The 20,321-nt window shown below is 63.2% G+C and carries 19 protein-coding genes; 11 read left to right on the plus strand and 8 right to left on the minus strand.

Features of this window, described 5'->3' with window-relative positions; translation table 11 throughout:
* Positions 1-12: 12 nt before the first annotated feature.
* The 9 genes from tadA to PW947_RS27250 all read left to right on the plus strand — a co-directional run bounded on the left by tadA (position 13) and on the right by PW947_RS27250 (position 8,863).
* Positions 13-594 carry a tRNA adenosine(34) deaminase TadA gene (gene tadA / locus PW947_RS27210; RefSeq protein ID WP_299636041.1) on the plus strand — a complete coding sequence of 194 codons (582 nt, stop codon included), beginning with the start codon at positions 13-15 and terminating at the stop codon, positions 592-594.
* Between the two features lie 160 nt (positions 595-754).
* Positions 755-1,681: a muramoyltetrapeptide carboxypeptidase gene (ldcA, locus tag PW947_RS27215; protein WP_299635470.1), complete on the plus strand. Its 927-nt coding sequence runs from the start codon at positions 755-757 to the stop codon at positions 1,679-1,681.
* A 367-nt stretch (positions 1,682-2,048) separates the two neighbouring features.
* On the plus strand, positions 2,049-2,765 hold the full coding sequence (locus PW947_RS27220; protein ID WP_299635471.1) for a GntR family transcriptional regulator: 717 nt from the start codon (positions 2,049-2,051) through the stop codon (positions 2,763-2,765).
* A 420-nt stretch (positions 2,766-3,185) separates the two neighbouring features.
* Positions 3,186-4,685 carry an NCS1 family nucleobase:cation symporter-1 gene (locus PW947_RS27225; RefSeq protein ID WP_299635472.1) on the plus strand — a complete coding sequence of 500 codons (1,500 nt, stop codon included), beginning with the start codon at positions 3,186-3,188 and terminating at the stop codon, positions 4,683-4,685.
* 31 nt (positions 4,686-4,716) lie between these two features.
* Complete coding sequence (locus tag PW947_RS27230) at positions 4,717-5,463, plus strand: aspartate/glutamate racemase family protein (RefSeq protein WP_366146144.1); 747 nt, start codon at positions 4,717-4,719, stop codon at positions 5,461-5,463.
* A 248-nt stretch (positions 5,464-5,711) separates the two neighbouring features.
* On the plus strand, positions 5,712-6,695 hold the full coding sequence (gene puuE / locus PW947_RS27235) for an allantoinase PuuE (protein WP_299635473.1): 984 nt from the start codon (positions 5,712-5,714) through the stop codon (positions 6,693-6,695).
* Positions 6,692-7,213 (plus strand): 2-oxo-4-hydroxy-4-carboxy-5-ureidoimidazoline decarboxylase, encoded by a 522-nt coding sequence (gene uraD, locus PW947_RS27240; RefSeq protein ID WP_299635474.1) that lies wholly within the window; start codon positions 6,692-6,694, stop codon positions 7,211-7,213. Before puuE ends, uraD begins: the two co-directional genes overlap by 4 nt.
* 109 nt (positions 7,214-7,322) lie before the next feature.
* Positions 7,323-8,336: an allantoicase gene (gene alc / locus PW947_RS27245; RefSeq protein WP_299635475.1), complete on the plus strand. Its 1,014-nt coding sequence runs from the start codon at positions 7,323-7,325 to the stop codon at positions 8,334-8,336.
* Complete coding sequence (locus PW947_RS27250) at positions 8,333-8,863, plus strand: ureidoglycolate lyase (RefSeq protein WP_299635476.1); 531 nt, start codon at positions 8,333-8,335, stop codon at positions 8,861-8,863. The genes alc and PW947_RS27250 overlap by 4 nt, the downstream gene beginning before the upstream one ends.
* Before the next feature lie 108 nt (positions 8,864-8,971).
* Here the strand turns inward: PW947_RS27250 and PW947_RS27255 are convergent, their stop codons facing one another.
* The 7 genes from PW947_RS27255 to uraH all read right to left on the minus strand — a co-directional run bounded on the left by PW947_RS27255 (position 8,972) and on the right by uraH (position 15,446).
* On the minus strand, positions 8,972-9,937 hold the full coding sequence (locus tag PW947_RS27255; RefSeq protein WP_299635477.1) for a nucleoside hydrolase: 966 nt from the start codon (positions 9,935-9,937) through the stop codon (positions 8,972-8,974).
* On the minus strand, positions 9,934-10,323 hold the full coding sequence (locus PW947_RS27260) for a cytidine deaminase (RefSeq protein WP_299635478.1): 390 nt from the start codon (positions 10,321-10,323) through the stop codon (positions 9,934-9,936). The genes PW947_RS27255 and PW947_RS27260 overlap by 4 nt, the downstream gene beginning before the upstream one ends.
* 9 nt (positions 10,324-10,332) lie before the next feature.
* The gene (locus PW947_RS27265) at positions 10,333-11,610 is read right to left on the minus strand and encodes a NupC/NupG family nucleoside CNT transporter (protein ID WP_299635479.1); all 1,278 of its coding nucleotides are present in this window, start codon (positions 11,608-11,610) and stop codon (positions 10,333-10,335) included.
* Positions 11,611-11,750: 140 nt separating this feature from the next.
* Positions 11,751-13,109 (minus strand): type II toxin-antitoxin system HipA family toxin, encoded by a 1,359-nt coding sequence (locus PW947_RS27270; RefSeq protein ID WP_299636042.1) that lies wholly within the window; start codon positions 13,107-13,109, stop codon positions 11,751-11,753.
* A 2-nt stretch (positions 13,110-13,111) separates the two neighbouring features.
* The gene (locus PW947_RS27275; protein WP_299635480.1) at positions 13,112-13,387 is read right to left on the minus strand and encodes a helix-turn-helix transcriptional regulator; all 276 of its coding nucleotides are present in this window, start codon (positions 13,385-13,387) and stop codon (positions 13,112-13,114) included.
* A 293-nt stretch (positions 13,388-13,680) separates the two neighbouring features.
* Positions 13,681-14,871, minus strand: a complete 1,191-nt coding sequence (locus PW947_RS27280) for a urate hydroxylase PuuD (protein ID WP_299635481.1) — start codon at positions 14,869-14,871, stop codon at positions 13,681-13,683.
* A 221-nt stretch (positions 14,872-15,092) separates the two neighbouring features.
* Positions 15,093-15,446: a hydroxyisourate hydrolase gene (gene uraH, locus PW947_RS27285; RefSeq protein ID WP_299635482.1), complete on the minus strand. Its 354-nt coding sequence runs from the start codon at positions 15,444-15,446 to the stop codon at positions 15,093-15,095.
* 591 nt (positions 15,447-16,037) lie between these two features.
* On the opposite strand from uraH, the gene PW947_RS27290 reads away from it, so the two are divergent.
* Positions 16,038-17,423: an 8-oxoguanine deaminase gene (locus tag PW947_RS27290; RefSeq protein ID WP_299635483.1), complete on the plus strand. Its 1,386-nt coding sequence runs from the start codon at positions 16,038-16,040 to the stop codon at positions 17,421-17,423.
* A gap of 83 nt (positions 17,424-17,506) precedes the next feature.
* On the opposite strand, the gene PW947_RS27295 is transcribed toward PW947_RS27290, so the two are convergent.
* A complete protein-coding gene (locus tag PW947_RS27295) occupies positions 17,507-18,439 on the minus strand; it encodes a LysR substrate-binding domain-containing protein (RefSeq protein WP_299635484.1) in 933 nt (310 codons plus the stop codon).
* A gap of 222 nt (positions 18,440-18,661) precedes the next feature.
* On the opposite strand from PW947_RS27295, the gene PW947_RS27300 reads away from it, so the two are divergent.
* Entirely contained in the window at positions 18,662-20,251 is a 1,590-nt protein-coding gene (locus PW947_RS27300) for an ABC transporter ATP-binding protein (protein WP_299635485.1), read from the plus strand.
* Positions 20,252-20,321: the final 70 nt, after the last annotated feature.

Consider the following 20,321-nt stretch of genomic DNA (forward strand, 5'->3'; position numbering starts at 1 on the left):
CGCACCTCTGCGATTCCGTCTGACGAAACGACGTGCGCTGCCGCCGTCGATTCCACCTCTTCGCTTTCCCCATCCACAGTTTCCGCGCGCGATCGCCATTTCATGCTGCTCGCGCAAGCTGCCGCAGAACAGGCGCGCGCGGCCGGTGAAGTGCCGGTCGGTGCGGTGCTCGTTCGGGACGGCGAAGTCATCGCGACCGGCTTCAATCATCCAATTGGTACGCACGATCCATCGGCGCATGCGGAAATGGCGGCATTGCGCGCGGCCGCGCTCGCCGTCGAGAATTACCGTTTGCCTGGTTGCGAGTTGTACGTGACGCTCGAACCGTGTCTGATGTGCGCCGGGGCGATCATGCATGCACGTATCGCGCGGGTCGTGTTCGGGGCGCGGGATCCGAAAACCGGCGCGTGCGGCAGCGTCGTCAATGCGTTTGCGAACGAGCAACTGAATCACCATACCTCGGTGGAAGGCGGCGTGCTCGAAGAGGAGTGCGGCGCGGCGCTAAAATCGTTCTTTGCGGAACGGCGTCGCGCAAGCCGCGAAGCGCGTGCGGCGGCGCGGAGTGAACCGAATTCCGATAATCCGGCGGTGTAGCCTGATTCGGTCCGCAGTTCGGCGTTTCCCAGCCGCGCGTCATCTGTCATGTAGCCGGTAGCATCCAGCAGCACGAATACCTCGCAGCGCAAAGTTTCCAGCAGCACACAGCATCCAGCAATCTCCCAAACTCTAACGTCGATCCAATCCGGGCCTTGCCATGACCGTTCATCGCACCATCGAGCTGATTGCCCCGTCTGGTTATCCGCACGACCAGGAGGCGGTGCATCGCGCGCTGAAGCGGCTTCACGCCGCAGGACATACGATCGGCGGCGCGGACGCGACGCAGCGTCGCTATCAGCGCTTTGCCGGCACCGACGGCGAGCGCGCGGCGGAGTTGAACCGGCTCGCGGACCCGTCGCGCGATCTGCCGGATATCGTGCTAGCGGTGCGCGGTGGATATGGCGCGGTGCGTATCCTGCACGGGCTCGATTACGAAGGTTTGCAGGCGCGTCTGCGCGATCAGCCGGTTGCACTGGTCGGCCACAGCGATTTCACCGCGATTCAACTGGCGCTGCTCGCGCGCGCAGGCTTGACCACCTTCGGCGGCCCGATGCTCGTCAGCAATTTCGGCGATCACACAGTCAGCGACTTCACGATGCATCATTTCTGGAGCGCGCTCACGCAGCCGCAGATCACCGTCAGCGGGACGATCCCGCAGGCGCGTGAGGTGGACGTCACCGGCACCTTGTGGGGCGGCAATCTGGCCGTGCTCGCCGCGCTGATCGGCACGCCGTATATGCCGCCCGTCGAAGGCGGCATCCTGTTTCTCGAAGACGTGAACGAACAGCCGTTCCGGATCGAACGGATGATCTATCAACTACATCTGGCGGGCATTCTGGAGCGACAACAGGCGCTCGTGCTCGGCGAATTTTCGGGGGGCAAGCCGTACGAGTACGACAACGGCTACGACCTGCAGGCGATGATCGAGCAGGTGAGGGCTGTTGTCGGCATTCCCGTGATCACCGGTTTGCAGTTCGGGCATGTGCCGGACATGGTGACGTTGCCGGTCGGTGCCGATGCGCATCTCGTTGCGGGGGCGCACGGCTTTACGCTGACGGCGTCGGGATATCCTCATCTCGGTTGACGGCTACACGTCGACGCGTTTTCACGGACAGCGGACAGCGGACAGCGGACAGCGGAAAGTCAGTAGCGAAGCGGGCGATGCCCGCTTTATTTTTACGTGTCAAAAGCAACTAACCGCCTAGCTTTTGAATCCATGCGCAAATCGGATTCGCTAACGTCCTCCCAAAGGATTGTTGACAAAGTTCTTGCTCGCAACGAGTGAGGTCTACATCCCAAGTCATTGATACAGCGGCAGATAGAGTCAATATTTCCTCAGGCATAGCGAGCCACGAGCAGCAAATCCAACAATTTTCCATCCGGCGAATTCTGAAATTGTTGACAATCTTTATGTCCATCCTAAGATGACACACATAAGGAAACGCATATCCATGTCCACGACCGAACACACCGCGTCAAATGGTTCGAAGCCCGAAGCGATCGCCGAGCGCATCCGCGCCGCGATCCTCGAGCATCGGCTTGCGCCGGGCGCAAAGCTGACGGAAGCGCAGCTCTGCGAAGTGTTCGACGTGAAACGCGGCACGATCCGTCAGGCGCTCGCGCAACTCGCAACCGACCGCCTCGTCGATCTCGAACCGAATCGCGGCGCATTCGTCGCCAGTCCGTCGTTGCAGGAAGTGCATGAAGTGTTCGAGATGCGGCGCATCGTCGAACTCGCGGTGGTCGAGAAGATTTGCAACGGCCATGGTCCGCGTCGCTTGAAGGGCATCGGCTCGATGATCGGCCGGGAACGCAAGGCGTTCGAAGCGCGTGATTTTTCCGCGTGGATCCGGCTGTCGGGCGAGTTTCACACCGAACTGGCTGCGTTGACGGGCAACACGGTGTTGTGCGAATGCCTGAGCGGACTCGTCGCGCGATCGACGCTGATTTCCGCGCTGTACGAATCGCTTGGGCGCAGCCCGTGTTCGTTCGAGGATCACGAGGCGATCCTCGTCGCGCTCGACGCGGGCGACGCCCAGCACGCGGCCACGCTGATGGCGCGTCATTTGCAAAGTGTCGAATTGAAGATGCTCGATCGGCCCGCGCGTGGCGCCGCCGATCTCCAGGAAGTGTTCGGCGAACGGGGCGCGAAGCCCGCGCCAATCTGAAGCACGGCGTCGCCGCCCGCTCAAAACGGTGCGCACGCACAGTAACCGGTCCGGCAGCGTTGCCGGAGCGGGCATCGCCGGGATCATCGAGCCGTCGTCCCGCGATCGCCGCGCAACTCCCGCGCGGGTTCGAATGAAACTGCACTGAAAACGAAAGTGTCGCGACAACGCGGCAGGACGACGCTCGTCCTGCGCCCGGCGCGAGGCGCTGCATCGGGCTCTGCGAACGCACCGCGCAAAGCAAGCCCATTTAGCAAGTCGATTTACGCAACCCAAAACACAACAACGCGCCCAGCGCTCACGCCTGCCAGACGGAAGCAAACCGGTCGATCGCGTCTGCGACCGGCGCCCAAAACCGTGCCTGGCATGGCCGATGCAAATCTTCTTCGATCGCTCTCGCTGTTCATTCCAGGAGATGTCATGGCTCAATTCGGTGCAGCACCCGGTAATCCGGCTCTTCCCGCTTTCGATGGCGGCGACAGCAACGACGGCGACGGTCCCGGCGATCCGTCCGTGCCGAAGACCTACAGCGAGCGGCTCTACAACGAAGACCTCGCACCTTTGCGCGAGCAGAACTGGAGCGCGTACAACATCTTCGCATTCTGGATGTCGGACGTGCACAGTGTCGGCGGCTATGTATTCGCGGGCAGTCTGTTTGCGCTCGGCCTGACCAGCTGGCAAGTGCTGATCGCGTTGCTGGTGGGTATCGGCATCGTCAACGTGTTGTGCAACCTGATCTCCAAACCGAGTCAGCAAAGCGGCGTGCCGTATCCGGTCGCGTGCCGCGCAACCTTCGGCGTGCTCGGCGCCAATGTTCCCGCGGTGATTCGCGGCCTGATCGCGGTCGCGTGGTACGGCATTCAAACCTATCTTGCATCGAGCGCGCTCGTGATCGTGCTGCTCAAGTTCATCCCGCAACTGATGCCTTACGCAGACGTCCATCTGCACGGTTTCATGGGGCTGTCCACGGTCGGCTGGGCGGGTTTCATGCTGCTGTGGGTGTTGCAGGCGTTCGTGTTCTGGCACGGCATGGAGACCATCAAGAAATTCATCGATTTCGCTGGTCCGGCTGTGTATGTCGTGATGTTCATTCTCGCCGGCTACATGGTGTATCGCGCGGGCTGGCGCAACATCGGGCTGAACCTCGGCGAGGTCAAATATCACGGTGCGCAAGTAGTGCCGGTGATGATTACGGCCATCGCGCTGGTGGTGTCGTATTTCTCCGGTCCGATGCTTAATTTTGGGGACTTTTCGCGTTACGGCAAAAGTGCGGCCAGCGTGCGTCGCGGTAATTTCTGGGGCTTGCCGGTCAACTTCCTCGCGTTTTCGCTGGTGACGGTGATCACCACGTCGGCGACGCTGCCCGTGTTCGGCCAGCTGATTACGGACCCGGTCGAAACGGTCGGCCGGATCGATTACCCGGTCGCGGTGATTCTCGGTGCGCTGACCTTCACGATTGCGACGATCGGCATCAATATCGTTGCGAATTTCGTGTCGCCGGCCTTCGATTTCTCGAATGTCGCGCCGCGTCTGATTTCGTGGCGCGCGGGCGGCATGCTCGCGGCGGTCGCGTCGATTTTCATCACGCCGTGGAACCTGTTCAACAACCCGGCCGTGATCCATTACACGCTCGACGTGCTCGGCTCGTTCATCGGTCCTTTGTACGGCATCCTGATCGTTGACTACTATCTGGTGAAGCGTCAGAAAGTCGTGCTCGACGATCTGTACACGGTGTCGGAACACGGTGCGTACTGGTATCGCAACGGCGTGAATTACAAGGCCGTGGGCGCGCTGCTGCCCGCCGCGGTGATTGCGGTGGTCTGCGTGATGACGCCGTCGCTGAACGCGCTCGCGAACTTTTCGTGGTTTATCGGTGCGTTGCTCGGCGGCGCGTTCTATCGCGCGCTGACGTTCAAGTAATCGCGTCTGCGCGCACCTTGCAGGAGACGATATGCGCATCAAACTGATCAACCCGAACACCACGCAACGGATGACCGATGCGATGGGCCGATGCGCGCGCGAAGTCGCCGCGCCCGGCACCGAAATCGCGGCGGTGAGTCCGTCGATGGGACCGCCGTCGATCGAAGGCTATTACGACGAAGCGTTGGCGACGCCCGGTCTGCTCGCCGAAATCGCCGCCGGCGAGCGTGACGGCTACGACGGCTACGTGATTGCGTGTTTCGGCGATCCCGGCCTGTATGCCGCGCGCGAACTGGCGCGCGGGCCGGTGATCGGCATCGCGGAAGCGGCGATGCATGCGGCGAGCGTGCTTGCGCCGGGCTTTTCGGTCGTGACGACGCTGGCGCGCACCAAAGGCATGGCGTGGCATCTCGCGGAACGCTACGGGATGACGCGCTTTTGCCGCAACGTGCGCGCCACCGATGTCGCGGTTCTCGAACTCGACCGGCCGGGGTCGGCGGCGCGCGGGATCATCCTCGACGAATGCCGTCGCGCGCTCGACGAAGACGGTTCCGACGCAATCGTCCTCGGCTGCGCGGGCATGGCCGAACTGTGCGCGGAAATCGAGAATGCGCTGGGTGTGCCGGTCGTCGAAGGGGTGACGGCGGCGGTCAAATGGGTCGAGGCGCTGGTGTCGTTGCGTTTGCGCACGGCCAAGCGAGGCGACTACGCGAGGCCTTTGCCGAAGCAATACGACGGGGAATTCGCACGCTTCAGCCCGCCGGGCGACGCGCGCTGAAGCGTCCTGAAGTGCGGCGGCGGGCGGCCGCGCGCGCGAACTCAGGCGCGGGCGGCGGGCGGCACATACACCTCGTCTGACACGCACTATCTGCGCCGGTGTATGGGCGCACCCGAGTGTTTTCGCTACACTGGGTTCCGCCGTGCGCGAATCGGACAACTCCGGTTTTCGACGTGCCGGTTCATGCGGGCGGAGCGATTTTCCGTCCATCAACCCGTCTTTTTGCCAACCCGCAGCTTTTCGACACCATGCCACTCGATTCGAACTATCCGCGCGATCTGATCGGCTACGGCCGCCATCCGGTGCAGGCAAACTGGCCAGGACGTGCGCGCGTCGCCGTGCAATTCGTGCTGAATTACGAAGAAGGCGGCGAAAACTGCGTGCTGCATGGCGATCCCGGTTCCGAGCAGTTTCTGTCGGAAATTGTCGGTGCGGCGGCATATCCGGCGCGTCACATGAGCATGGAATCCATCTACGAATACGGTTCGCGCGCGGGCGTGTGGCGGATTCTGCGCGAGTTCGAAAAGCGCAGCCTGCCGTTGACGGTATTCGGCGTCGGGATGGCGCTGGAGCGTCATCCGGATGTCGCACGCGCGTTTGTCGAACTCGGCCATGAGATCGCCTGCCACGGCTATCGCTGGATCCATTATCAGGACATGAGCCCGGAGAAAGAAGCGGAGCACATGCGCCTCGGCATGGAGGCGATCCAGCGCGTCGCGGGCGTGCGTCCGCTCGGCTGGTACACGGGCCGCGACAGTCCCAACACGCACCGTCTGGTGGCCGAATACGGCGGCTTCCTGTACGACTCGGATTACTACGGCGACGATCTGCCGTTCTGGATGGACGTCGAGGTGACAGGCGGCGCGAAGGTGCCGCAACTGATCGTGCCGTACACGCTCGACACCAACGACATGCGTTTTGCCAGTCCGCAAGGGTTCAACACGGCGGACCATTTTTTCACGTATCTGCGCGATGCGTTCGACGTGCTGTACGAAGAGGGCGACGAAGCGCCGAAAATGCTGTCGATCGGCATGCATTGCCGGTTGCTCGGCCGTCCGGGCCGGTTCCGCGCATTGCAGCGCTTTCTCGACCATATCGAAAAACACGATCGGGTGTGGGTGACGCGGCGGGTCGATATCGCGCAGCACTGGCGCGAACATCATCCGTATCAGTCGTCGGCACGCGACGCCCAATCGGCTCAACCGTCCGGAAACCGCGAGGTCGCGGAATGAAGGTTATGCACTACACACTCGACCAGTTGAATCGCATCTCCACCGACGCCTTCGTCGCCGCGCTGTCGGGGATTTTCGAACACTCGCCGTGGGTCGCGGAAATCGCGGCCGCGCAACGGCCGTATGCCGATATCGACACGCTGGATCGCACGATGTCGCAGGCGGTCGAAACAGCCGGCGAAGCCCGACAGCTTGCGTTGATCAACGCTCACCCGGAGCTTGCGGGCAAGGCGGCGGTGCGTGGTGAACTGACCGAGGAATCGACGCGCGAACAAAGCGGCGCGGGCCTCGATCAATGCACGCAACAGGAATTCGACACGCTGGTCCGGTTGAACGACGCGTATCGCGTGAAGTTCGGTTTTCCGTTCATTCTCGCGGTGCGCGGCTACGACCGGCACGGCATCATCGCCAACTTCGAGGCGCGCGTGAACAACAGTCGCGCGGACGAACTCCGCACGAGTCTCGACCAGATTTACCGGATTGCCCGCTTCAGGCTCGACGATCTGATCGATGCGTGAGCGTTCGTGACGCGTCGCGCGCGTTCGAGCACTCCACGCGCGTCGATCGCGCAAAACGAGCACAGGTCAGAAGCGGTTTCAGCACCCCTCAATTTCAAGGAAGACACAGATGGCACTCCCGACTCTCGATCCCAACGCACCCGATTTCACGCGCCGCTATGTGAATCTGGCGGACCCGCGTCTCGGCGCCGAGGCGCTCGAAGCCAGCGACGACTTCTTCGCGCCGATGGCGCGGATGCTGAATCCGGAGCCCGCCGTCTTTATTCCCGGCAAATACGACGAACACGGCAAGTGGATGGACGGCTGGGAAACGCGTCGCAAACGCGTCAGCGGCTATGACTGGTGCATCGTCAAGCTCGCGCGTCCGGGCGTGATCAAAGGCCTCGATCTCGATACGAGCCATTTCACCGGCAACTTCCCGCCGGCGGCATCGGTCGAAGCGGCGTATGTCGCGGACGGCGCACCGAACCAGTCCACGCAATGGACCGAGATCGTGCCGTCCACCTCGTTGCAAGGCAACAGCCATCATTATCTCGACGTCGCCGCGGACAAGCCGTTCACGCATTTGCGCGTGAACATCTATCCGGACGGCGGCATCGCGCGTCTGCGCGTGTACGGCCAACCGCAAATCGATTGGGCGGGCGCGAGCCGCACGGAATTGTTCGACCTCGCCGCGATGGAAAACGGCGCGTATCTGGTCGGCGCGAACAACCAGCACTTCGGCTCGGCATCGACGCTGCTGATGCCGGGACGCGGCGTGAACATGGGCGACGGCTGGGAAACCCGTCGTCGCCGCGAACCGGGCAACGACTGGGCGATCATCGCGCTCGCGCAGCCGGGCGTGATCAAAAAAATCGAAGTGGATACCGCGCACTTCAAAGGCAACTATCCGGACCGCTGCTCGATCCAGGCCGCGTGCGTCACCGGCGGCACCGATAGCTCGCTGATCACGCAAGCCATGTTCTGGCCGGTTCTGCTCGGCGAACAGAAGCTGCAGATGGACAAGCAGCATTACTTCGAAAGCGAACTGGCCGCGCTCGGCCCGGTCACGCACGTGCGCTTTAACATCATCCCCGATGGTGGCGTGTCGCGTCTGCGCTTGTGGGGCACGCTCGCATCATGAGCAGCGAAACGCAAACGCTCGCCACGCTGAAAATCGAGCCGCTGACGCGCGAAGCTTTCGCGCCGTTCGGCGACGTGATCGCGCTCGAAGGCGCGAAGCAGATTCCGATCAACCTCGGCACGACGATCCGCTATCACGATCTGGCGAAAGTGGACGTGACGGACGAGAGCGGCCGCACGCTGGTGAATCTGTTTCGCGGACAGCCGCGTGCGTTGCCGTTCGAGGTGAAGATGCTGGAGCGGCATCCGCTCGGCAGTCAGGCGTTCGTGCCGTTGAACGACAAGCCGTATCTGGTGGTGGTCGCGCCGGCCGGCGAACTCGACGAGGCGAAGATCCGCGCATTCGTCACGAGCGGCTGGCAGGGCGTGAACTATGCAAAAGGCGTCTGGCATCATCCGCTGCTCGCGCTAGACGACGTCAGCGATTTCATCGTCGTGGATCGCGGCGGCGACGGACTGAACCTGAACGAGCAGGATTTGCGCGCGTCCGTGTGGCTGACGCAGGACGCGATGGACGCGGCTGCCTGAACGCTGGGTCACGGCGCACTGCCGAATCGAAAACGCCCGCAGCGATGCGGGCGTTTTTGTTTGTGCGCGTGTTTGTGTGCCGGTGTCTGGCGGAACGTGATGCGCCCGTTATCGCGCGGCGCAAAGCGTCTGTTCGTACAACGCGAGCATCGCGTCGACCTGTACGCCGATGCACACGGTGCAGCACGGACGCGCGTCCCAGTCGGGTGCGGGAACCGGCATCGTCGACGGTTTCTGGATGGTTTGTCCGACCGCAATGCCTTCGGTCAGCACGCGCACCGGTCCGCTGCGCGTCGTATACAACTGCGGCGCGACCAGGTACGCGACCGCCGACGAATCGTGCACGTAAATGCCCGCGAGTTGCGCGCTGTCCCGATGAAACTGCTCGTAGTGGCGCGACACGTCCCACACGAATTGTCCGGCGGCACCGCCGCGATCGCGGATCGATGCGAGATAGTCCGTCGACATGATCGTGTTTTGCGTGACGTCCAGCCCGACGATCGCCACCGGCCACGCCGCGCCGAACACGATATCGGCCGCATCGGGGTCGCCGAGAATGTTCGCTTCCGCCGCGGGCGTCACGTTGCCGAGCACGCCGCCGGTGCCGAATGCGCCGCCCATCACCACGACCTGTTTGACCAGCGACGCGATCTGCGGGTCGTCGGCCAGCGCGAGCGCGAGATTGGTCAGTGGACCGACCGCCAGCAACGTCACTTCGCGAGGATGTGCGCGCACGGTGTCGATGATGAAGCGGTGCGCGGGACGGGCATCGAGCGCCGAACCATCGATCTCGCCGAGTTCGATATTGCCCAGCGCGTTGTCGCCGTGGATCCACGCGAGCGGCTCGGGCGCGGCGCGCCTGAGCGGCGCGGCGGCGCCGCGCGAAACCGGCACGCCGGGCGCAAAACGCGACGCGAGGAAGAGGGCGTTGCGCGTCGTGGTGTCGATGGTGGCGTTGCCGAATACGCTCGTCACGCCAAGCAGTTCAATGTCCGGATGCAACGCCTGGAACACCAGCGCCATCGCATCGTCGACGCCGGGATCGGTGTCGTAAATGACCTTGTGCAGACTCATAGATAGAACGCGTCGGGAAGTTGTTCGCGCGCGGTGGTGTCGCGCGTGTCGCCGCGAATGTTGCCGAGGCGGATCGGCAAGTCCGGGCCGCCGAGTTCGATAATCACCTGGCGGCATGCGCCGCACGGCGAGATCGGGCCGTCGGTGTCGCCGGTGACGGCCAGCGCGGCGAACTGGTCGCGTTGATAACCCGCCGCGATCGCGCTGAAAAACGCGGTGCGTTCCGCGCAATTGCACAAACCGTATGACGCGTTTTCGACATTGCAGCCGTCGAACACGCGGCCGTCGTGCGTCAGCAGCGCCGCGCCGACCTTGAATTTCGAGTAGGGCGCATACGCGCGCTCCCGCGCGACGTTCGCGCGCTCCAGTAGTTGTTCGAGTGTCATGGTGATTCCTTATTGAAGCGTGACGAACATGCCCGCGATGGTCGCGCTCATCAGGTTCGACAGCGTCGCGGCCAGCACGACGCGCAGGCCGTAGCGCGCGACCTCCGCGCGCCGTTCGGGCGCGACCGCGCTGAAGCCGCCCGTCAGCACCGCAATCGACGCGAAATTCGCGAAGCCGCACAGCGCGAACGACAGTATCGCAATCGTACGCGGATCGAGCGCCTGGAGGCCCGCGGCCGTCACGCTCGCCGCATCCTTCAGATACGGCGATAGCGATGCATACGCGACAAACTCGTTGAGAATCAGCTTCTGGCCGAGAAAATTTCCCGCAATCGACGCTTCGTTCCACGGCACGCCGATCAGATACGCGAGCGGCGCGAAAATCGTGCCGAGAATGGTTTGCAGCGAGAGCCCCGGATGCCCGAACCATCCGCCGATCCCGCCGACCAGTCCGTTGAGCAGCGCGATCAGGCCGACGAAAGCGATCAGCATCGCGCCGACCATCGCCGCGATCCGCAAGCCGACGGTCGCACCCGAGCTTGCCGCTTCGATCACGTTCGCCGGGCGTTTTTCGTCGAAGCTGAGATTGTCGAGCGTGACGCGGCTCGGTTCCGTCGAAGGATGGATGATTTTCGCGAACAGCAAGCCGCCGGGCACCGCCATAAACGACGCGGCCAGCAGATAGTCGATCCGCACGCCGAGTCCCGCATAGCCGGCGAGGACCGATCCCGCGACCGCCGCCATTCCGCTCGACATCACCGCAAACATTTCCGCGCCGGTCATATCGCGCGTGAACGGTTTCACGACCGCGGGCATTTCGCTTTGGCCGAGAAAGATGGTGGTCACCGCCGAAAACGATTCGAGCTTCGATACACCGAGCAGTTTCTGGAAGATCGTGCCGAGCACGATCACGATCCAGCGCATCACGCCGAGGTAGTAGAGCACCGAGATCAACGCGGTCACGAAGATGATGGCAGGCAGCACGCGCACGGCAAATACGAAACCGCCGTCGCCGAATATCTGGAACATCTTCGTTTGCACGAGACCGCCGAACAGGAACTCGATACCGGCCTGGCCGTAACCGAGCACGTTGTTCACGCCGGTGGCCGCCGTGGCGAGCACGGATTTGCCGAACGGCACGAACAGCATGAACGCGCCGATGCCGACTTGAGCGATCAACGCGGGCACGACGGTGCGCAATCTGATCGCGCGGCGGTTCGTGGAGAAGAGGTAGGCGATCAGCAGCAGCACTGCGATGCCGATCACGTTGCGGGCGATCAGGGTCATGTCTCTCGGTATATCGTTGGAATGGCCCGATGCTAAACGAAACGACCGCGAGAAAAAAATGTTCGGTGCGTTGTTCGGGCGTTCGCTTCGCTTACCTTAAGTATCACGCGAGATCACGCGGGGCCACGCGAGCGTTCCGGTCAGCGCTTGCCGCGCGTGGCCAGCAACGGCGAACGCCCGATCACGTCGCGCGCACGTTCGGCCGGTTGCGCATCGGAGAAACCGGCCGCTTCGATGGCGGGCATCAAGCTGGACGCCGGTGCATCGGACTTGTGCCGGTGACGCAACGCATTCATGCCGTCGTTCCATGCATGCAGCATCTGTTTCGCGACGTCGCGCCACGCGGGTTCGTTGCGCGCCGCTTCGATCATCTCGTGTCCGACCGACACCGCCGACTCGCACAACGCGTCGACCATCTGCGCATACTGACGCGGCGCGATGCCCATCCGCGCATTGAAGAAACGTTCGAGCGCCTTGCCCGCCACCCATGTCTTGCGCCCGTCTACCGACAAACCCGGCGGATTGGCGGCGAAGCGCGGATACGCTTGCGTGGTGACGATGTCGTAGACCGGCGTGAACGCAACATCGTCGATATTCGAATAGAGCAGCGCGATGTTTTTCGTGTGGCAATCGGCATTGCGCACCACGTAGTTCGTCAGCAGATGCCAGCCGAGTTGCGTGAGGTGCTTGCGCATCGTGTCGCGATTCACCAGATACGCGCGGGCGGCGTTCAGCAGCCGCTCGGTGCTGGCGTTGTACTTTTCGTGCGGCGGCAGGCCGAGCAGGCCGCACATGTCTTCGACGCCGTATGCCGGCAAGCCGTAGCCGTCCACGTCGAAGCGTTCGACCACCAGCGCGCGGCCGTCATCCGACATCTGCGTGCGGGCGACGGGCGCGGCGTCGAGCCGTTCGAGCACGCGCATCGAGTAGAACTCGTTGAAGCCGAGAAAGGGCGTGCTTTCGTCCGAACCCTTGACGATATAGCGGCTGGTGCGAAGCGTGGGCTTGCCGATCGGGATGTCGTCGGTGGTGCGCGACGCGTGGGCTTGCGGCGCGATCAGTTTCGGCACCACGCCGGAAATTGCCGCACGGGCGTAGTCGCGGACCAGCGCGGCGAAATGATCGGCGGTGTTGTCGCCGCGAAGGATGTCCTTGACGTCGAGCGCGTGCAGTTCGGTGCCCGGCTCGACGCCTTCGGGCGTCACCGTCACGCGCCCGATGCCCAGTCCGCCGACCACCGCGAGCAAGGATAGATCGGTGCCGTCGAGCAGCGGCCCGAACTGTTCGCGGATCAGGCTCAGCAGATAGCCTTCGGGCAGATTCTGCCGGAAGAACGGATGCAGATCGCGCGGCCAGCGCCACGGTTCTTCGCGTACCGGCATGGCGAGACTGACGAAGTCCGATGCCGCGACGTCGCGGTCGTATTGCAGCACGTGGTCGTCGCGATCGCGATACAGCGTCGCGACCTTGCGGCCCAAAACCTGAACATCGAGCCGGATCGTCATCGCGTCGGCCCCGAATCCGGCAACGCGCGCTGCTCGGCGAGGATGTCTTCGAGTGTACGGGCGTGGCCGTGCGCAACGACCTTGAGGTCGTAGCCGGCCGCTTCGAGCAGACGCACCAGCACGGAGACGCTCATGTCGTTTTTCGCGAGCGTTTCCATTCGCGCCACAGTCGTGCGCGCGACGCCGGCGCGGCGCGCCATTTCGTCTTGCGACAACTGCGCGTTGCGGCGTACATCTTTCAGCATGTCCGATACATCGGCGAGGGTGGTCATTTGTAGCCCCAAGGCATCAAAAAAGGCCAATTTGCGTAGTATTGTAGCCCAAGGGCGACAATTTCGTCTCATGCAAAATGTAGCCTCTGGGCTACAGAATTGGCGTTTCTAGCGGAAATTGTAGCCCAAGAGCGACAATTTTGATGCCGCTACCGGCGTGAATCGGCATGAGACTGCTGCCGGCCTGAAGCCATCGGGATTGCGCGGTCGCCGTGACCGGAAAACGCCAACAAAAAAGGCTTCCCGTTGCGCGGGAAGCCTTGATGAACCAGCCGGATCGGGTCGAAGCGGGCTTACTTCGCTCCGCCCTCGAACCACGCGGCGATCTTCGTGCGTTCTTCGTCGGTCATATGCGTGACGTTGCCCAGCGGCATCGCCTTCAGCGTGACCGCCTGCTGATAGATGCGCTGCGCGTTCTGCGAGATTTCAGCGGGCGTATCGAGCAACACGCCGGCCGGCGCGCTGCCCATCATCGTCGGATGGGCGGAGTGGCAGGCCGCACAGCGTTGCTGCAATACCGGCGCGATATCCGCTACTTTCACGGACGGCATGTTCGCCGCTTCGGCGCTTTGCACGACCGGTTTCGGCATGGTCGCGACCAGTGCGACGAACATCAGCGCGATACCCGCCAGCGGCAGATACCACAACACCTGTCCGCGATGGCGCATCACGAAGAACTGACGGATCAGCGCGCCCGCGAGCATGATCACCAGCAGCACGGCCCAGTTATGCGGATGCGTGTACGTCATCGCGTAGTGATTCGACAGCATCGCGAACACGACCGGCAACGTGAAATACGTGTTGTGCACCGAGCGTTGCTTGCCGCGTTTGCCGTAGATCGGGTTCGGCGTTTCGCCCTTGAGCATCGCGGCGACCATCTTGCGCTGGCCCGGAATGATGACCACGAACACGTTCGCCGACATGATGGTTGCGAGCATCGCGCCCATGATCAGATACGCGGCGCGTCCGGCGAAAATATGGCACGCGAGCCATGCGGCAATCACCACGTAAATCGCGACGCAGATGCCGAGCACGCGATCTTTCGTGCCGAGCAGGCGGCACAGCGAGTCGTAGACGATCCAGCCCGCCGCGAGAAAACCGAGCGCCGAGAAGATGGCCACGACCGGACCCATATCGAGCACGTTTTTGTCGATCAGGTAGGTGTTCGGCGCGAACAGATAAAGCACCGTGAACAGACCGAAACCCGACAGCCACGTGGTGTACGACGGCCACTTCGACCAGTGCAGGTCGTCCGGCATTTCGGGCGGTGCGACGGTGTACTTCTGCATGTTGTAGAAGCCGCCGCCGTGAACGTGCCACAACTCGCCGAACACGCCGCGCCGGCGCTGGTTCGGGTCTTGCGGCGGTTTCAGGCTGTTGTCGAGCGCGACGAAATAAAACGATTCGCCGATCCATGCAATCGCGGCGATGACGTGAAACCAGCGGATCGCCAGATTCAGCCAGTCGGTGATAAAGCCTTCCATGAAACTCCTCCACTTCTGATTCGTTGTGCGCGCAGCGGAACTGGGATGGTGCAACGATCGATGGTTCGATTCGTCGCGCCCGCCGCGTGCGCGTGATGCGGGGTCATGGCTGCGGTGCGCTCAGATCGCATCGCGCCAGGTCTGACAGGTCGGCTTGCCTGTGATTCGCGTTCGGGCGGTCGGTCAGGGACGGAATGCGGGTCGCGGCAGCGCGGATACGTTCAGCTGCCGCGATACGTGCTGTACGACCACGGCGACACCAGCAGCGGCACGTGATAGTGCGCGGCGGCATCGGCGACGCCGAAGCGCAGCACCACGCGATCGACGAAGCGCGGCTCCGGCACCTTCGTGCCGATCGACGCGAAGTAGTCGCCTGCGTGGAACACCAGTTCGTATTCGCCGGCCTGCAATGCGTCGCCTTCGAGCAGCGGATGATCGCAACGGCCGTCGCTATTGGTGATGGTGGTTTTCAGCGCGCGGCGCGTGTCGCCCGACAGCGCGAACAGTTCGACCTTGATGTCGTTGCCCGGCCGGCCGTTCGCCGTGTCGAGCACGTGGGTAGTGAGCTTTCCCATTCGCAGTTTTCCTTGTGTGAATGCGAGGTTTCAGCGGCAGCCCGATCCCTGGTACGTGATGTACGTGCGGCGGATCGAGGCTCCACGTCAGTGGCTACATACCCGTCGGCGGATTCAAGCGTGCGCCGTGGCAGCTATTTTAAGAAAGGCTGCGCGTCTGCGCGTGAGCGATAAGAAAGATAATACGCGGCGCATGACAGCAACCTGAAAGCCACACCGGCGCAACGCTTCGACCCTGACGGGCGAACCCGGCAAGCCAGCCCGATCCGCTTCCGGCGTATCGCCACATCCTGATTGGGATCGTACCCACGCCAAAAAAGGCCACTATATGAACCGCGTGAGGTTCGGTATCGCGGCGGGGTGAGTTGTCAGCGCAATTTTGGCCATCGAAGGTTATGCCTGTGCGCCGGCCACATGCGGCGCACCCCGAAGACGGCGGAGTACGCTGGGTAACCGGGCCAATCGCGTTCGAACGAATGCGACGGCGCGGTCCGCGTCGGTCGCATCGCGTTCGAACGTATTTGCACTCGCCACTCAGGCGGCTCCCGGTCAGCCGGGGCGACCGGGAAGCGCTTTCAAGCGGAGACACGAATGACGATCGAATCACGGGCGGGCAAGCCCAAAACCATGCTGGTCAAGCACGCGGACGTGCTGGTGACGATGGACGGCGCACGGCGCGAACTGCGCGACGGCGGACTGTATATCGAGGACAACCGCATTGTCGCGGTCGGTCCGACGGCGGAGTTGCCGTCCACCGCCGACGAAGTGCTGGACATGCGCGGGCATCTGGTGATTCCAGGGCTCGTCAACACGCATCACCATATGTATCAGAGTCTGACGCGGGCGATTCCCGCCGCGCAGAACGCGGAGTTGTTCGGCTGGCTCACGAATCTGTACAAGATATGGGCGAACCTGACGCCTGAAATGATCGAGGTGTCGACGCTGACGGCGATGGCCGAATTGCTGCTGTCGGGTTGCACGACATCGAGCGATCACCTGTACATCTATCCGAACGGCAGCCGTCTCGACGACAGCATCGGCGCGGCGCAACGGATCGGCATGCGTTTTCACGCGGCGCGCGGCAGCATGAGCGTCGGTCAGAAAGACGGCGGCTTGCCGCCGGATTCGGTGGTCGAAAGCGAAGCCGCGATCCTGAAAGACACGCAGCGGCTGATCGAGACGTATCACGACGAAGGGCGCTACGCGATGTTGCGCGTGGTGGTCGCGCCGTGTTCGCCGTTCTCCGTCAGCCGCGATCTGATGCGCGAGTCGGCGGTGATGGCGCGGCAGTACGGCGTGTCGCTGCATACGCATCTGGCCGAGAACGTGAACGACGTCGCGTACAGCCGCGAGAAGTTCGGCATGACGCCCGCCGAATACGCGGAAGACCTCGGTTGGGTCGGTCACGACGTGTGGCACGCGCATTGTGTGCAACTCGACGAAGCCGGAATCGCGATGTTCGCGCGCACCGGCACCGGCGTCGCGCATTGTCCGTGCTCGAACATGAGGCTCGCGTCGGGGATCGCGCCGGTGAAGAAGATGCGGCTCGCGGGCGTGCCGGTCGGGCTGGGCGTCGATGGATCGGCGTCGAACGACGGCGCGCAGATGGTCGCGGAAGTGCGCCAGGCGTTGCTGTTGCAGCGCGTCGGCTTCGGCCCGGACGCGATGACCGCGCGCGAGGCACTGGAAATCGCGACGCTCGGTGGCGCGAAGGTGCTGAACCGCGACGATATCGGCGCGTTGGCGCCGGGCATGGCGGCGGATTTCGTCGCGTTCGATCTGCGTCAGCCGCAGTTTGCGGGCGCATTGCACGATCCGGTCGCGGCACTGGTGTTTTGCGCGCCGTCGCAAGTGGCGTTGAGTGTGATCGGCGGGAAAGTGGTGGTGCGCGACGGCCAGTTGACGACGCTGGAACTCGGTCCGGTGATCGAGCAGCATAACCGGCTGGCGCAGCACCTCTATCAGGCGGCGAGCTAGTTGTAAGCCGACAGAAAAAAGCGGCGGTCCGCTGTCGCGAACCGCCGCCGTGGATTGAAATACGATCGACGCCGACCGGAGCCTTACGGCTTTTCGATCAAGGTCCGGGTCGCTTCGGCCACGAGGCCGCGCAGCCAGCGCACTTCGTCGGAATAGTGGCAGCGCTCGTGCCACAGCTGGTAGTACTGCATCGGCGGGAAATCGAGCGGCGCGGGCACCACGGTCAGCGGCAGGAACTTCGCGTAGTGATCGGCAAAGAGCCGCGTTGTCGTGAAAATCAGATCGGACTTGATCAGCACGTACGGCGCGAGATTGAAGTAAGGCAAGGTCACGACCACGTGCCGCTTCAGACGCTCACGCGCCAGATGGACGTCGATCGCGCCGCGCTGACCGACCGAATACGGCGTCGGCGCGAGATGCGGCGCGTTCAGGTACTGGTCGAGCGTGAGGCCGCCGCGCTTGGCGAACGGATGCGTGCTGCTCATCAGACACACGATCTGATCGACGAACAGATTGGACAGATGCAGTTGCTCGGGCGGTTCCGGCCAGTTGCCGACGACGATATCGAGCTTGCCGTCCTCGAGCGCGAGTTCGTAGTCGAAGGCGGGGCCCAGCGAATGGAATTCGAGCGTGGCATTCGGCGCGGCCTGACGGAAGCGTTCGACGACAGTCGGCACGAACAGCACGTTCAGATAGTCGGGACAGCCGATCCGGTAGCAACGGATCGACGTCGCAGGGTCGAAATTATGTTGCTGGAACTTGATCCGTTCGATCTCGCGCAGTGCGTTTTGCACCGGTTCGAGCAGGCGCAGGCCGTATTCGGTCGGCACCATGCCGGACTTGCCGCGCACCAGCAGCGGGTCGCCGGTGATGTCGCGCAGGCGGCGCAGCGCCGCGCTGATCGCCGGTTGCGACTGATTCAGTTTGACGGCCGCGCGGGTCACGCTGCGTTCCATCAACAGGGTGTGCAAGACGCGTAAAAGATACGTATCGATCGCCTCGCGTTGCTGACTCATGACTTCTCCAAGATATATGTTCTGGCTGATCGAACGGGCGTGGGGTTATACGACTTTTAATATAGACATAAAAACCCGTCAAGGGAGGGATACCCGCAAAAGCGTGTACTGGCGCGGGTTTGCGGCATTTTTGGCGGCTCGACTGGGCGAAGCGAATTAGGTATCGTCATCCGGCGTCATTGCGGGTATCAAAACGTTCTAGAACAGGTAAGACGGAACCACATGGGCGACATTTCTACATATAACGGTGGCGCGGGCTCGGCTCGCAACGGCCTGCCGCGGCTCGAAATGCTGGGCATCAGCAAGCAGTACCCGGCCGTGCGCGCCAACGACGACGTGACGCTCGTCGTCCAGCCGGGCGAAATCCACGCGGTGCTCGGCGAGAACGGCGCGGGCAAGAGCACGCTGATGAAGATCATCTACGGCGCGGTGCGTCCCGACGCCGGCGAGATTCGCTGGAACGGCGACCCGGTCGATATCGCGAATCCGGCTGCCGCGCGCCGCTTGGGTATCGGCATGGTGTTCCAGCACTTCTCGCTGTTCGAGACGCTGACGGTCGGCGAGAACATTGCGCTTGCGCTCGAAGAGCCGTTCGACCTGAAGGCGCTGGCCAAACGCATCCGCGACGTGTCGGCCGATTACGGTCTCGATATCGATCCGCAACGTCACGTGCACAGCCTCACGGTCGGCGAACGCCAGCGCGTCGAGATCGTCCGTTGCCTTTTGCAGAATCCGCGCCTGCTGATCATGGACGAGCCCACGTCCGTGCTGACGCCGCAAGCGGTACGCAAGCTGTTCGAAACGCTGCGCCGGCTCGCCGCCGAAGGCTGCAGCATTCTCTACATCAGTCACAAGCTCGACGAAATCCAGGAACTCTGCGACACCGCCACCGTAATGCGCGGCGGCCGCGTGACGGGTCATGTGACGCCGCGCGAAGAAACCCATGCGTCGCTCGCGCAACTGATGGTCGGCCATTCGCTGCCCGACTACGAGCGTCGCACGCATACACCGGGCGCCATGCTGCTCGACGTCAAGGGCTTGTCCGTGGCGAGCGCCGATCCGTTCGGCACGTCGCTCGACAACGTGTCGTTCGGCGTGCACGCGGGCGAGATTTTCGGCATCGCGGGCGTGTCGGGCAACGGCCAGGCGGAACTGCTGTCGGCGTTGTCGGGCGAGCAGCGCGGCGCGCGCGCCGACGCGATCACGATCTGCGGCAAGCCGGCCGGCAAGCTCGGCGCGGGCGCACGGCGCGCGCTCGGTTTCGGCTTCGTGCCGGAAGAGCGGCTCGGCCGGGGCGCGGTCCCGGCGATGTCGCTGGCGGAAAACGCGTTGCTGACCGGACATCGTCAGCAGATGGTCACCTCGGGCTGGATCCGGACCGGCCCGATGCGCGCCTTCGCAAAGCGTTGCATCGAAGCATTCGACGTGCGATGCGGCGGCGACACCGCGCTGGCGCAAAGCCTGTCGGGCGGCAACCTGCAGAAGTTCATCGTCGGACGCGAGATCCTGCAGGCGCCGAAGGTGCTGGTCGTCGCCCAGCCAACCTGGGGCGTCGATGTCGGCGCGGCCGCATTTATCCGTCAGCAGTTGCTCGATCTGTCGGCACGCGGCGTCGCGATTCTCGTGATCTCCGAGGAACTAGAGGAATTGTTCGACATCTGCGATCGCATCGCGGTGATCGCGCGCGGCAAACTTTCGCCGGTGCGCGCCACGGGCGACACGAACGCCGAAGAAATCGGCCGCTGGATGGCGGGCCTGTTCGGCAAGCCGGAAGGTGCGGCGCCGTCGGCGGAACAGCCGGCGCATGCGTGAGCGCAACTTCGCTTATGTGGCCGGACCCGCTGAAGCGCACGCGCTTCGCCCGGCCCCGATCCTCCCAGAA

It is taken from the genome of Paraburkholderia sp. (genome assembly GCF_028283785.1).
GTDB lineage: Bacteria > Pseudomonadota > Gammaproteobacteria > Burkholderiales > Burkholderiaceae > Paraburkholderia.